Origin of the sequence: Pseudomonas sp. C9-3, assembly GCF_032392015.1 — a bacterium.
GTDB lineage: Bacteria > Pseudomonadota > Gammaproteobacteria > Pseudomonadales > Pseudomonadaceae > Pseudomonas > Pseudomonas nitroreducens.
Genome location: NZ_CP135919.1, coordinates 124154 through 137508, shown reverse-complemented (window position 1 = coordinate 137508; position 13355 = coordinate 124154). Strand labels below are relative to the sequence as shown.

The 13355-nt window shown below is 65.5% G+C and carries 15 protein-coding genes; 9 read left to right on the top strand and 6 right to left on the bottom strand.

The genetic code is table 11. The annotated features are described in order from the left end of the window. Nucleotides 1-19: 19 nt before the first annotated feature. The 3 genes from cueR to RS899_RS00650 all read left to right on the top strand — a co-directional run bounded on the left by cueR (nucleotide 20) and on the right by RS899_RS00650 (nucleotide 1091). Nucleotides 20-421 carry a Cu(I)-responsive transcriptional regulator gene (gene cueR / locus RS899_RS00660; protein WP_054908384.1) on the top strand — a complete coding sequence of 134 codons (402 nt, stop codon included), beginning with the start codon at nucleotides 20-22 and terminating at the stop codon, nucleotides 419-421. A gap of 92 nt (nucleotides 422-513) precedes the next feature. Continuing rightward, nucleotides 514-768, top strand: coding sequence for a type II toxin-antitoxin system HicA family toxin (locus tag RS899_RS00655; protein ID WP_315808843.1), 255 nt, complete (start codon nucleotides 514-516; stop codon nucleotides 766-768). Next, on the top strand, nucleotides 765-1091 hold the full coding sequence (locus RS899_RS00650) for a type II toxin-antitoxin system HicB family antitoxin (protein ID WP_315808842.1): 327 nt from the start codon (nucleotides 765-767) through the stop codon (nucleotides 1089-1091). Before RS899_RS00655 ends, RS899_RS00650 begins: the two co-directional genes overlap by 4 nt. Nucleotides 1092-1098: 7 nt before the next feature. Here RS899_RS00650 and RS899_RS00645 read toward each other — a convergent pair whose 3' ends face one another. From RS899_RS00645 to RS899_RS00625, 5 genes are all read right to left on the bottom strand, one after another. After that, nucleotides 1099-1983 (bottom strand): EamA family transporter, encoded by an 885-nt coding sequence (locus tag RS899_RS00645; protein WP_315808841.1) that lies wholly within the window; start codon nucleotides 1981-1983, stop codon nucleotides 1099-1101. 170 nt (nucleotides 1984-2153) lie between these two features. Beyond that, nucleotides 2154-2711, bottom strand: coding sequence for a nucleotidyltransferase family protein (locus tag RS899_RS00640; protein WP_315808840.1), 558 nt, complete (start codon nucleotides 2709-2711; stop codon nucleotides 2154-2156). Further along, on the bottom strand, nucleotides 2711-3607 hold the full coding sequence (locus tag RS899_RS00635) for a PA4780 family RIO1-like protein kinase (protein WP_054908379.1): 897 nt from the start codon (nucleotides 3605-3607) through the stop codon (nucleotides 2711-2713). Before RS899_RS00635 ends, RS899_RS00640 begins: the two co-directional genes overlap by 1 nt. Nucleotides 3608-3679: 72 nt before the next feature. Continuing rightward, complete coding sequence (locus tag RS899_RS00630; protein WP_315808839.1) at nucleotides 3680-4861, bottom strand: two-component system response regulator; 1182 nt, start codon at nucleotides 4859-4861, stop codon at nucleotides 3680-3682. A gap of 98 nt (nucleotides 4862-4959) precedes the next feature. Continuing rightward, complete coding sequence (locus RS899_RS00625) at nucleotides 4960-7311, bottom strand: ATP-binding protein (RefSeq protein WP_315808838.1); 2352 nt, start codon at nucleotides 7309-7311, stop codon at nucleotides 4960-4962. A 131-nt stretch (nucleotides 7312-7442) separates the two neighbouring features. On the opposite strand from RS899_RS00625, the gene ada reads away from it, so the two are divergent. Next, nucleotides 7443-8531: a bifunctional DNA-binding transcriptional regulator/O6-methylguanine-DNA methyltransferase Ada gene (gene ada / locus RS899_RS00620; RefSeq protein ID WP_315808837.1), complete on the top strand. Its 1089-nt coding sequence runs from the start codon at nucleotides 7443-7445 to the stop codon at nucleotides 8529-8531. Here the strand turns inward: ada and RS899_RS00615 are convergent. Continuing rightward, complete coding sequence (locus RS899_RS00615; RefSeq protein ID WP_315808836.1) at nucleotides 8475-9068, bottom strand: hypothetical protein; 594 nt, start codon at nucleotides 9066-9068, stop codon at nucleotides 8475-8477. The genes ada and RS899_RS00615 overlap by 57 nt on opposite strands. A gap of 174 nt (nucleotides 9069-9242) precedes the next feature. On the opposite strand from RS899_RS00615, the gene RS899_RS00610 reads away from it, so the two are divergent. The 5 genes from RS899_RS00610 to RS899_RS00590 all read left to right on the top strand — a co-directional run bounded on the left by RS899_RS00610 (nucleotide 9243) and on the right by RS899_RS00590 (nucleotide 13326). Then, entirely contained in the window at nucleotides 9243-9842 is a 600-nt protein-coding gene (locus RS899_RS00610) for a phosphatase PAP2 family protein (protein ID WP_315808835.1), read from the top strand. 238 nt (nucleotides 9843-10080) lie between these two features. Beyond that, nucleotides 10081-10989, top strand: coding sequence for a glutamate/aspartate ABC transporter substrate-binding protein (locus tag RS899_RS00605; protein ID WP_054908371.1), 909 nt, complete (start codon nucleotides 10081-10083; stop codon nucleotides 10987-10989). A 194-nt stretch (nucleotides 10990-11183) separates the two neighbouring features. Continuing rightward, nucleotides 11184-11930, top strand: a complete 747-nt coding sequence (locus RS899_RS00600) for an amino acid ABC transporter permease (RefSeq protein ID WP_315808834.1) — start codon at nucleotides 11184-11186, stop codon at nucleotides 11928-11930. After that, nucleotides 11927-12595: an ABC transporter permease subunit gene (locus RS899_RS00595; RefSeq protein ID WP_315808833.1), complete on the top strand. Its 669-nt coding sequence runs from the start codon at nucleotides 11927-11929 to the stop codon at nucleotides 12593-12595. The genes RS899_RS00600 and RS899_RS00595 overlap by 4 nt, the downstream gene beginning before the upstream one ends. Beyond that, nucleotides 12592-13326 carry an amino acid ABC transporter ATP-binding protein gene (locus RS899_RS00590; RefSeq protein WP_054908369.1) on the top strand — a complete coding sequence of 245 codons (735 nt, stop codon included), beginning with the start codon at nucleotides 12592-12594 and terminating at the stop codon, nucleotides 13324-13326. The genes RS899_RS00595 and RS899_RS00590 overlap by 4 nt, the downstream gene beginning before the upstream one ends. Nucleotides 13327-13355 lie beyond the last annotated feature (29 nt).

The following is a 13355-nucleotide window of genomic DNA, read 5'->3' as shown; positions in this document are numbered from 1 at the left end:
TCGTTCAGGAGAGTTCGGCATGAACATCGGCGAAGCGGCGAAGAAGAGCGGCCTGACCGCGAAGATGATCCGCTACTACGAATCCACCGGCCTGCTCGCCCCCGCCGGCCGCAGCGCCAGCGGCTACCGGCACTACAGCGAGCAGGACCTGCACACCCTGGCCTTCATCCGCCGCTCGCGGGACTTTGGCTTCTCCCTGGAGGAGGTCGGCCAACTGCTCGCCCTCTGGCAGGACCGCCAGCGCGCCAGCGCTGACGTGAAGGCCCTGGCCGCCCGGCACATCGATGCGCTGAACCGCAAGATCGCCGAGCTGAGCAGCCTGCGCGATACGTTGCAGGAGCTGAGCGACCACTGCCAGGGCGACCATCGCCCGGACTGCCCGATCCTCAAGGACCTGGAGTCGGGGAATTGCTGCCACTGAGGACTATTCAGGCGACGCTTGGCGATCTGTCCGACATCTAGCTCACGACACCCATTGGTAGCATAATCTGATACCAATTAACGGAGCACGGGATGAATGCCCGGCAACGCAGGACACTGGAGCTGATCTACTCCCTCCCCGTCCCGGCATCACTGGAATGGCAGAGCATCGAGTCTCTGCTGATTGCACTCGGCGCCCAGATGATCGAGGGCAATGGCTCACGGGTGCGTTTCGAACTGAACGGCATAGTCGCCACGTTCCATCGCCCGCATCCGGCCAAGGAAGCCAAGCCCTACCAGGTCCGTGATACACGCACCTTGCTCGAACAGGCAGGAATTCACCCATGACTCCCATGAAGTATCAAGGCTACGCGGCCCGCATCGAATACAGCGACGATGACGGGCTGTTCATTGGCCATGTTGCCGGGATCCGCGACGTGATCGGATTCCATGGTGAATCGGTCAGCGAGTTGCGCGTAGCGTTCGAAGAAGCGATAGATGACTATCTGGCGACCTGCGAAAAACTCAGCCGCGAACCACAGCGGCCGTTCTCCGGCAAGCTCAGCCTGCGCCTGGACCCACAACTGCACGCGCAGGTAGCGATCAAGGCTGAATTGAGCAACCAGAGCATCAATCAGTGGGTGGTGGACCGCCTCGGCGAGGCGGTCTGACGCCCTGCTACGCGTTTGCCACCGCCCGGCGGCGCCAGATCGACGCCGGCAGCACCGTCACGGCGAGGCCGATGAAGACCAGCACGCAGGCCATCCAGTCCTGGGTGGTGAGGTCTTCCCCCAGGAACAGCCAGCCCGACAACAGCCCGGACACCGGCACGGCCAGCGCGAAGGGCGTGACCTGGCTGGCCGGGTAGCGGCGCAGCAGGAAGCTCCACAGGCCGAAGCCGACGGTAGTGGCGAGAAAGGCGATGTAGAGCAGCGCACCAGCGCCGGTCCAGTTGATGTTCACGACGGCGTGCTCGATGGCCTCGGGGCCTTCGAAGATCCACGACAGCACCAGCAGGGGCAGCGGCGGGATCAGGCTCACCCAACTGATCAGGCGCAGCATGTCGCTGGCGCCGGAGCGCTTGGTGGCGATGTTGGAGAAGGCCCAGGCAAGTGCGGCGGCGATCACCAGCAGGAAGGCCACCAGGCTGTCGCCCATGGGACGCTCCAGGCCAATCAGCAGCAGGCCGCCGGCGGCCAGCGCCAGGCCGATCAGAGCGCGCGCACTGGGACGCTCGCCGAGGAAGGCAGCGGCGATCAGCACGGTGAAGAACACCTGGCTCTGCAGCACCAGCGACGACAGGCCCGCCGGCATGCCGATATGCATGCCGACGAACAGCAGGCCGAACTTGACCACGCCCAGCAGCACACCGATCTGCACGATGCGCCAGAACGGTGCCGGCAGCGGACCGCGCAGGAAGATCAGCGGCAGCGCCGCCAGGGCGAAGCGCAGGGCGCAGAACAGCAGAGGCGGGAAGTCATGCAGGCCGACCTTGATCACGACGAAGTTGACGCCCCAGATCAAGGTGACCAGCAAGGCGAGGAGGACGTGGCGAAGGGGCATGGCAGAGCGCTCGGGGTGGGATAAAGGAAAATTACCAGCCCACGCCCGAAATGTATGGATACAGTTGCGGCCTTACAGTTTTCCGACACGCCTTGTGTAGGAGCGAGCTTGCTCGCGAACAGATTCACCGGGCCAATAGGCGATAGGCGGGTTTGCGAGCAAGCTCGCTCCTACAAGGGTTCGATACGTAGTTTCGGCCAGCGCGCCGGCCAGTTCTTGGCGGCGAGGCGTGCGCGGTAGATGTCCGGCTTGCCGCGGAAGTGCTCGGTGGGCCTGACGCGCAGTTCCCAGATGTCGTCGATGCCCAGCGGCGCCAGCAATTGCAGGGATTCGCCGCTCAGCCGAACGGCCACAGCGGTGCAGACCTCTGGCCAATGGCACATGGCATCGCCGCAATCGCGGTAGGGCGAGTCGCCGTTGCGCAGATGCATCCGCGCCTGGTTACGCACAGACCAGGGAACATCCGGGCAGGCGCCCAGCAGACGACGCTCCCAGGCGTAATCCTCTTCGGGCTGCAGGCAGTCGGCAGAGAAATACAGCACATCGATATCGCTCAACGGCGTGGGTTCGCCATAGCCATGCAAGGCGTCCCACACGGCATTGCGCACGAAGCCCGCCGCAATCCAGGCGCCCGCGGGGCCGTGATCCCGCACGACGCGCAGCAAGTGCATGCGTTCAGGTTGCCCGGCGATCAGCGCGAGAAGCTCCCTCTCGCCGGGCGGTTGCATCAGGCCTGCTCCCAAGGCGGAGGCGGTGGCTCGTCGTTCTTCTGCGGGGAATCCTGGGCAGCGCGGCCAGCTTCGCGACGTTCCTGCTCGCGCATGGCGTCGGCGATTTCCCGCAGTACGGAGTCCACATCCGCCTCGTCTTCCGGGTCGTCGAAATGCCCGGTCAACTCGGTATCCGGCAGCAACTTGCCGTCCTCGTAGAGCGCCCACATTTCCTTGGCGTAGTGCGTGTACCTGAGCTCCGGGGCGAAGCGGCCGAAGTAGGCAGCCATGTTGCCGACGTCGCGCTCCAGCATGCGGAAGGCATGGTTGTTGCCGGCGGCGTCGACGGCTTGCGGCAGGTCGATGATCACCGGGCCATCCGGGCCGACCAGTACGTTGAATTCCGACAGGTCGCCGTGCACCAGGCCCGCGCAGAGCATCATGACGATCTGGCGGATGAGGAATTCGTGGAAGTCGCGGGCCAGCTCCGGCTCCATCACCACGTCGTTCAGGCGCGGCGCGGCGTCACCGTCTTCGTCGGCAACCATCTCCATCAGCAGTACGCCGTCAAGGAAGTCGTAGGGCTTGGGCACCCGTACTCCGGCGTTGGCCAGGCGGAACAGCGCAGCCACCTCGGCGTTCTGCCAAGCGTCTTCCTGCTCCTTGCGGCCGTACTTGGTGCCCTTGGCCATGGCGCGCGCCTGGCGGCTGTTGCGCACCTTGCGGCCTTCCTGGTACTCGGCGGCCTGGCGGAAGCTGCGCTTGTTGGCTTCCTTGTAGACCTTGGCGCAGCGCAGCTCTTCACCGCAGCGCACTACATAGACCGCTGCTTCCTTGCCGCTCATCAGCGGCCGCAATACTTCGTCGATCAGGCCGTCTTCGATCAACGGCTCTAGGCGTTTCGGGGTCTTCATCGGGCTTCCTGGCGTACCTCTCTGGGGCGCTGCGCTCCTTATACGGCAATCATCGACAACCGCCCAGTGCGATCAGGGTTCAGGCGGCGTCAGCTCGATACTTTCGGTCACGGCATCTTCCAGGCGCTGCAGTTCCAGCCCTCGCGCTTTGTCACTGTCGGCGTAGCGCTGGGCGATGTTGGCGAAGCCTTCGGCGACTTCGCCGAAAGCCTCCGCCACGCGCGGGTCGAACTGGCTGCCGGCGCCGGCCTTGATGCGCTCGGCCGCTTCGTCCGGGGTCAGCGAGGCGTGATAGGCATGGCGGCAAGTGAATTCGTCATAGCAATCGATCAGCGAGAGCATCCGCGCGCCCAGGGGAATCTGCTCGCCAGCCAGGCCCGCCGGGAAGCCGCTGCCATCCCAGTGCTCGTGGTGGCTGTAGGCGATTTCCTTGGCGAAACGCAGGAAATCCGCCGGGGAGCCCAGCTTGCGCTCGGCCGCCGCCAGGGCATCTCGACCAACGGTCGTGTGGCTTTCGAGAATCAACCGGTCGGCCTCTTCCAACTGGCCGGGGCTGTGCAGAATACGATCAGGCACGGCGACCTTGCCGATGTCGTGCAGCTGCGCCGAGCGCACCAGCAACTCGATGTTCTCCACCGACAGCTCGGCGGCGAACTCGCTGTGCAGGGACAACGCGCTGCCCAGCAGGCGCATGTAGTGCTCGATGCGTACCAGGTGGTTGCTGTGCGGGTTGTCGCGCAGGTCGCAGAGGGTCGCCATCGCCTCCAGGGTGGCGTCCTGGATCGCCTGCAGTTCGCGGGCGCGGCGACGCACCTCAAGTTCCAGGTACTCGCTCTTGTCACGCAGGAAATCGGAATTGGCTTTCAGGTTCAGGTGCGCGCGAATGCGCGCCAGGGTCACCGGCGGGCTGATCGGCTTGGTCAGGTAGTCCACCGCGCCCAGGTCCAGGCCCTTCTGCTCGTCGGCGGGGCTGACCATGCCGGTAAGGAAGATCACCGGGATGTCGCGGGTCAGCGGGTCGGCCTTGAGCTGGCGGCAGACTTCGTAGCCGTCCATCTCCGGCATCATGATGTCGAGCAACACCAGGTCCGGGCGCGGATCGCTCTGCATCAGGCGCAGCGCCTTCGGCCCGCTGGCGGCAACGCGCACCTGGTAGCGGTCCATCAGCAGTTCGCTCATGAGCATCAGATTGTCCGGCTGATCATCCACCACCAGGATCATCTCCTGCTCCGGCCGGTCCAGCATGCTATCCATCGCAACTCCTCGCATCGGTCAGATTCGTGACATGCCATGGGGGATCGGACCACCGCCCTGTCCGCGTGTTCCTGTCCCGCATTTCCATATCTGCCACTTCATATACGGATATCGCGCTCCCTCGCGAGATTCACCAGACTCTCCAGGGCCCGCTCGAACTCGAAGCGCCGCACGCTCGTGGCGATGCCCTCATAGCCCTCATTGAAGACGCTGCGCAGCAGGCTTGCACGTTCGCCGAGCAACCTCCCTGCGCGCGGGTCGTCGGCGGCCAGCAGGTGCGCCAGGCGCCGGCAGACCTGTTCGACCTCGGCGTCGTTGCCGCTCTCCAGCAGCGCAGGCGCCGCCGCCGCGGTCGGCAGCATGGGCACCGGCAGCGGTTCGTGCCTGATGTTCTGCAGGCTCAGGCTGACCGAGTCGTCGACCCGCCCCATGGGCAGCCGGCACCAGAACAGGCTGCCACGGTTCGGCTCGCTCTCCACGCCGACGCTACCGCCCATCGCCTCCGCCAATTTCCTGCAGATCGCCAGGCCCAGGCCGGAGCCGCCGTAACGGCGGGTGATGGAGCTGTCCGCCTGCTGGAAGGATTCGAACAGGCGCTCCTGCTGCGGCTCGGAGATGCCGATGCCGGTATCGCGGAAGGCAAAGTAGAGCTGCAGGCTGTCTTCGTCCTCGTCCTCCAGGCGGACGATCAGCACGACCTCGCCCTGCTCGGTGAACTTCAGCGCGTTGTTGCCGTAGTTCATCAGGATCTGCCGCAGGCGCAACGAATCCCCCACCACCTGGGCGGGCACCCGCGGGTCGATCTCGCAGTGCACCGCCAGGCCCTTGCTGGCGGCGCGGATGTTGAACAGGTCGAACAGCTCGCCGAGCAGACGCTCCAGGTCGAAGGGGATGTGTTCGAACTCCAGCTTGCCCGCCTCCACGCGCGACAGGTCGAGGATGTCGCTGATCAGCTCCAGCAGGTACTGGCCCGAGCCCTGGATCTTGCCCAGGTAATCCACCTGTTGCGGGTCCAGGGTGGTCTCCTGGAGCAGGTGCGCCAGGCCGATGATGATGTTCAGCGGAGTGCGGATCTCATGGCTCATGTTGGCCAGGAAGTCGCTCTTGAGCTGCGCCGCCTCTTCCGCCAGGTCACGGGCCTCGGCCAGCGCCAGCTCGGTGGACTTGCGCGCGGTGACGTCGCGGCTGACGCCGACCAGGCCGAGCAGCCGGCCGTGGTCGTCATGGAAGGCGCTGCGCAGGGTATCGAAAAGCACCCGCCGACCATCGGGATAGACCACCCAGCCTTCGCTGGCATAGGGCTCACTCTCGTTGAGCGCCTGGCGGTCGCGCTCCTGCCGGCCGGCCCCGGCCGCGCGGCTGAACATCTGCTGGTCGCTGCGCCCGACGATGTCCTCCGGCGGCCTCCCCAGGCAGTCGGCAAAGGCCTGGTTGACGCCGAGGTAGCGGCCCTGGGTGTCCTTGAACCAGATCGGATCGGGAATCGAGTTGATCAACGCCAGCAGAGTGCTGCGCTGGCGCCGCTCCTCTGCTTCGGCGCGCGCACGCTCGGCCACCTGGATCGACAGCCGGCGGTTCCACACCAGCACGAAGGTCAGCAGCGCCAGCACGCCCACAACCCAGGGCCAGGCGATCTGCAGCAGGTGCATCCAGTCGAAGACGTCCAGCGACGGCAACCAGCGCGCCTGGATCGCCTCCTGCTCATTGCGGGTGATGTTGTTCAGTGCGCGGTCCAGCAGCGGCACCAGCGGCTCCAGCTCCTTGCGCGTGGCGAAGCGCACCTGGCTGTTGCCCAGCCCGCTATCGCCGCGTACTTCCATGTTGGACAGGCCGAGCTGTTCGATCAGGAAGGTCGAGGTGATGAGGTTGCCCACATAGGCATCGGCACGCCCGATGGAGACGGCCTTGAGCGCGCTGGGCGAGTCTTCCGCCAGCACGAAGTCGATCCCCGGCACCGCCTTGGCCAGCAGCTCATGGACGGCATAGCCCTGCTCCACCGCGACCCGGCGGCCTGACAGGTCGTCCAGCGTGCGGATGGTGCTGTCGCGCCGGGCGAAGATCAGGCTGCTGGTGGTGACGTAGGGCTGGGTAAAGCTCAGGAAGCGCTGGCGCTCGTCGGTGGCCGCCATGGACGGCAACAGGTCCACCTCGCCTGCCTTCACCGCGGCCAGCACCTCTTCCCAGGTGTTGTAGAGCACCGGCTGGACCTTCATGCCCAGGCGCTCGGAGATCAGCTGCAGGTAATCGGCGCTGATGCCATGGAACTGGTCGAACTCGTCGATCACCTCGAACGGCGGCCAGCCGGCGCGGAACAGGCCGACACGGATCGGCTCGTGGGCCGTGACGAAGGCACGCTCCTCATCGGACAGCGCCAGGCTTGCTGCTCGAGCCTGGGCGCACAGCGCAACGAGCAGCAGAAGGCAGCACAGGCAGAATCGGCGCAAGGGCATGGAGGTCTCTCTGGGGATACCCTGCAAGCGTAGCCCGGCCGGCGGCAACGAGTTTGAAAACGCGATGCGGATTGCTGCTCTGCCAGGCCCGACGGAGAATCTCCCCAACGGCCATTGCCCCGGAGACAGCCATGACGACCACCCGACTTGACCCCGAGCGCTGCTGGCAGGCGGTCTGCGAGCGCGATGCGCGTTACGAGGGACGTTTCGTCTTCAGCGTGCGCTCCACCGGCGTCTACTGCCGGCCGAACTGCCCGGCACGCCGGCCATCACGGGAGAACGTGGCCTTCTATAGCGCCGCCGAGGCGGCCGAAGCTGCCGGTTTCCGCCCTTGCAAGCGCTGCTCGCCGCGTGGCCCGAGCCCGCGCGAGCAACTCGATGCGCTGGTTGCTGCGGCCTGCGAGCTGCTCGACAAGGCCGAGAAGCCCCTGACCCTGGACGAACTGGCCAGCCGCATCGGCCTCTCCGCCTCGCACCTGGCCCGCGCCTTCAAGGCCCGCACCGGCCTCACGCCCAGAGCCTGGGCGGAATCCCGCCGCGAGCAGCGCCTGGCCGCCGCGCTGCCGCAATCGCGCTCGGTGCTCGACGCCGCGCTGGAGGCCGGCTACTCCGGCACCCGAGCCCTGTACGAAAGCGCCACGCCGCTGAGCCCGGCACAACGCCGGCAGAAAGGCGCGGGTGAACGACTGCGCTATGCCATCGCGCCCTGCCCGCTCGGGCTGGTGCTGCTGGCGGCCACCGACAAGGGCGTCTGCGCCCTGCTCTTCGCCGACGACGCCAGCGAGCTGGAACGCCAGTTGGCCGAGCGCTTCGCCGCCGCCGAGCGAACCCGCGACGACACGGGGCTGGGCGACTGGCTGCGCGAGGTGATCATCCAGCTGGAAGAGCCCGAACAGGCCGCCCACCTGCCGCTGGACCTGCACGGCAGCGCCTTCCAGTTGCGCGTCTGGCGCGCCCTCACACGCATTCCCAGCGGCGAGACACGACGCTACGGCGAACTGGCGGAGCAACTGGGCACCCACCCGCGCGCCATTGCCCGCGCCTGCGCCAGCAACAACGTCGGCCTGCTGGTGCCGTGTCACCGCGTGGTCGGCGGTACCGGCGAAGGCGGCTATCGCTGGGGCCTGCCGCGCAAGCGCGAACTGCTGCGGCGCGAGGGTGGCTCAAGCGACGCCGGCGAACTCCGCCACCGAGCCGATCAGGATCAGCACCCAGAGTAGGCCGCCGAGGATCAGAAACGGCACGTTGTAGCGAGTCAGCGAGGCGTTGCCCCGGCCCAGCGGATCGCCGCTGGCCTCGTTGGCGCGGCGCTGGATGTTCGTCAGCGGAATGAGCGGCACCAGACCGAGGATGAGGAACGGCAGGCTGTAGTGGCTGAGTTCGGGAATCCGGCTGGTGAGCTTGTCGGCGACATTGGAGAGGATCAGCAGCACCACCGCCCAGGTGGCGTCGCTGCCATAGCGCCAGGCCCTGCACTGTTCCTCCGGCAGCGCTTCGTGCACGCGTCGGGCGAGGGAATGGATATAGAAGATCATGAACAGGCTGCGCAGTGGCGGGTTGATCTTGCGCGGCATGTGCGGCTTCTGGATCGACCAGTGCTTGTACATCCAGTAGAGGTTGAACAGCCCCAGCGTCGCCACATACAGCACGACCATCTTGGTGATGGAGATGACGAAGAACCGGCTGGCCTGTTCGGCGCCAGCATGCGCCTCGACCAATGGGGCTTCGGGGGCGCGGTAGGGATTTTCCATTTCCATGGCGAACATTCCGTTGAACTGAAGGCGCCATTGTGGGCCAGCGCTGGCGCCGGGGCCAAGCTGGCGCATGCGCACAGGGTCGCATCCCGTCGCACGGCTCTCGGGGACGACACCGGGCTGTGCTAACGTTGCCCGCCTCAGCCCCGCCTTCCCATGCCCATGTCCTTCTGGCCAATGATTACCCGCCTCGGCGACAGCTCCCTGCTGGCGCCGGCCGCCGTGCTCGTCTTCTGCTGGCTGCTGTATCGCCGCGAGACCGCAAAGGCCGGGCTGTGGCTGCTGCTGTTCGGATTCTCGACCGCGCTGGTGGTCGGTTCGAAGCTGGCGTTCATGGGCTGGGGAATCGGAATTCCGAACCTGAACTTCACCGGCTTCTCCGGGCACAGCATGCTGGCCGGTGCCGTGCTGCCGACGCTGGCCGCGCAGCTCTTCACCACGCGCCGCGCCGGCCTGACCGCCGCCGCGCTGGCGGCAGTGATCGCCGTGCTGGTCGGTCTCTCGCGGCTGGCGATCAACGTTCACTCGCCCTCCGAGGTCTACGCCGGCCTGGCATTGGGCCTGGGCACCAGCGCGGCCTTCCTCGCCGCCACCCGTGCGCAGTTACCGGCCTTCCATCCCGCCGCCCTGCTGCTGATCCTCGTGCTGGCTCTCGGGCAGACGGTCACTGGCGTGCGCGCTCCGACGCACCAATTGCTCGAGCGCATCGCCGCGCACCTGGCCGATCGCGACCAGCCGTTCCAGCGCGGCCAATGGGGCGGCCAGCCGGACGTCTGACCCTGTTTGTCGTTCGGTTTTCCGAACGAGGAATCCTGAAAAATCCGGATATCCGAATGACGGGGGACTTTTCGAGCACCGCCACTCTAAAAATAATTGTTTAAATTCAAATAGTTGAATAAAAAAGACAGCCTTGGCACGGAGCCTGCTCTGCTCCACCTCGAACATGCGACCGGCCTGGAGTGAGCCTCGTCGGCGCAGGACTGAATAACAAACACAACCAGTCGAGGTAGTCTCCATGCGTTTCGCACCCCGTGCGTTGGGCGTCGCCATTGTCGCGGCCCTGCTCGCCACTCCCGTCGTCGCCGAAGAACTGACCGGTACCCTGAAGAAGATCAAGGACTCCGGCACCATCGTCCTCGGCCACCGTGACGCCTCCATCCCCTTCTCCTACCTCGGCAGCGACCCGCGCCAGCCGGAAGGTTATTCCCACGACCTGCAGATCAAGGTCGTCGAAGCCCTGAAGAAAGAGCTGAACCTCCCCGAGCTGAAAGTCCGCTACAACCTGGTCACTTCCCAGACCCGTATCCCGCTGGTGCAGAACGGCACTGTGGACATCGAGTGCGGCTCCACCACCAACAACCTCGAGCGCCAGAAGCAGGTCGACTTCTCCGTCGGCATCTTCGAGGTCGGCACCCGCCTGCTGACCAAGACCAGCTCGGGCATCAACGACTTCCCGGATCTGAAGGGCAAGAACGTGGTGACCACCGCCGGCACCACCTCCGAGCGCCTGCTCAAGCAGATGAACGCCGATCAGAAGATGGGCATGAACATCATCTCGGCCAAGGACCACGGCGAATCCTTCCTGATGCTCGAGTCCGGCCGCGCTGTGGCGTTCATGATGGACGACGCGCTGCTCTACGGCGAAATGGCCAAGGCCAAGAAGCCGGACGACTGGCATGTGGTCGGCAAGCCGCAGTCCTACGAGATCTACGCGTGCATGGTTCGCAAGGGCGACGCGCCGTTCAAGAAGGTGGTCGACAAGGCCATCTCCGACACCTTCGCCTCGGGTGAGGTCAACAAGATCTACGACAAGTGGTTCATGCAGCCAATCCCGCCGAAGAACCTGAACCTCAATTTCCCGATGAGTGATGAGCTCAAGAAGCTGATCGCCAATCCGACCGACAAGTCTGCCGAGCAGATGTAACGGTCGCGCGCGGCTGCGCCCACAAGGCGTAGCCACGCGGGGGATCGGGAGCGCAAGCCATGCGCTCCCGGCCCAACTTCCAATCTGACGATGCCGGAACACCCGCTACCCGCGGGTGGCGGGCGGCCTTGCGCCCGCATCCGGCCCCGTACCGTACAAAGCCACCGTGCAAAGCAATCGAGGGGAAACCCGTCATGGATTACAACTGGGACTGGGGCGTGTTCTTCAAGTCCACCGGGATCGGCGACGAACGCTACCTGGACTGGTACATCACCGGCCTGGGCTGGACCATCGCCGTGTCGCTCGCGGCCTGGGTCGTCGCCCTGGCGCTCGGCTCGCTGCTGGGCGTGATGCGCACCCTGCCCAACCGCTGGCTGTCGGGCATCGCCACCGCCTACGTGGAGCTGTTCCGCAACGTGCCGCTGCTGGTGCAGTTGTTCATCTGGTACTTCCTGGTGCCGGACTACCTGCCGCAGCCGATCCAGGACTGGTTCAAGCTGGGCATCGCCCCGGAAACCTCGGCCTTCATCAGCGTCGTCGTGTGCCTGGGCCTGTTCACCGCCGCGCGGGTCTGCGAGCAGGTGCGCACCGGCATCCAGGCGCTGCCCAAGGGCCAGCTCGCCGCTGCCAGTGCCGTGGGCTTCCGCCTGCCGGCGATCTACCGCCACGTGCTGCTGCCGCAGGCCTTCCGGATCATCATTCCGCCGCTGACCTCGGAATTCCTCAACGTCTTCAAGAACTCCTCGGTGGCCTCGCTGATCGGCCTGATGGAGCTGCTGGCGCAGACCAAGCAGACCGCCGAATTCAGCGCCAACCTGTTCGAGGCCTTCACCCTCGCCACCGCGATCTACTTCACCCTGAACATGAGCCTGATGCTGATCATGCGCATGGTCGAGAAGAAGGTCGCCGTGCCGGGCCTGATCTCCGTGGGAGGTAAATGATGGACTTCAGCCAGATCGTCCCCGCCCTCCCCGGCCTCTGGGAAGGCATGATCACCACCCTGCAGCTGATGGCCCTGGGTGTGCTGGGCGGCGTGGTGCTGGGCACCATCCTCGCGCTGATGCGCCTGTCCAGCAGCAAGCTGCTGTCGAACATCGCCGGCTTCTACGTGAACTACTTCCGCTCGATCCCGCTGCTGCTGGTGATCACCTGGTTCTACTTCGCGGTGCCGTTCATCCTGCGCTGGACCACCGGCCAGGACACCCCCGTGGGCGCGTTCACCTCGTGCCTGGTGGCCTTCATGATGTTCGAGGCGGCGTACTACTGCGAGATCGTCCGCGCCGGCATCCAGGCCATCCCGAAAGGGCAGATCGGCGCGTCGTATGCGCTGGGCATGACCTACGGCCAGTCCATGCGCCTGATCATCCTCCCGCAGGCGTTCCGCAAGATGACCCCGCTGCTGCTGCAGCAGAGCATCATCCTGTTCCAGGACACCTCGCTGGTGTACTCGGTCGGCCTGATGGACTTCCTCAACGCCGCCCGCTCGCGTGGCGACATCATCGGCCAGCCCCATGAGTTCCTGATCTTCGCCGGTCTCGTCTACTTCGTCATCAGCTTCGCCGCGTCCCTCTGCGTGAAGCGCCTGCAGAAAAGGTTAACCGTATGATCTCCATCGATAACGTCAGCAAGTGGTACGGCGACTTCCAGGTTCTCACCGACTGCACCACCAAGGTCGCCAAGGGTGAAGTGGTGGTGGTCTGCGGGCCGTCCGGCTCGGGCAAGTCGACCCTGATCAAATGCGTCAACGCGCTGGAGCCCTTCCAGAAGGGCGATGTCACCGTCGACGGCACCTCCATCGCCAACCCCAAGACCGACCTGCCCAAGCTGCGCTCGCGAGTCGGCATGGTGTTCCAGCACTTCGAGCTGTTCCCGCACCTGACCATCACCGAAAACCTCACCATAGCCCAGCGCAAGGTGCTCGGGCGGAGCAAGGAAGAGGCGATGGACAAGGGCATGAAGCTGCTCGACCGCGTCGGCCTCAAGGCCCATGCGCACAAGCACCCCGGCCAGCTCTCCGGCGGCCAGCAGCAGCGCGTGGCGATCGCCCGCGCGCTGGCCATGGACCCGATCGTCATGCTGTTCGACGAACCGACCTCGGCGCTCGACCCGGAGATGGTCAACGAGGTGCTCGACGTGATGGTCCAACTCGCCCACGAAGGCATGACCATGATGTGCGTGACCCACGAGATGGGCTTCGCCCGCAAGGTCGCCGACCGAGTGATCTTCATGGACCGCGGACAGATCGTCGAGGACTGCCCCAAGGAGGAATTCTTCGGTGACCTGCAGAACCGCGCCGAGCGCACCCAGCAGTTCCTCGCCAAGATCCTGCCGCACTGATCCCGCTGTTGTTCTACCTGAGTGCCCCG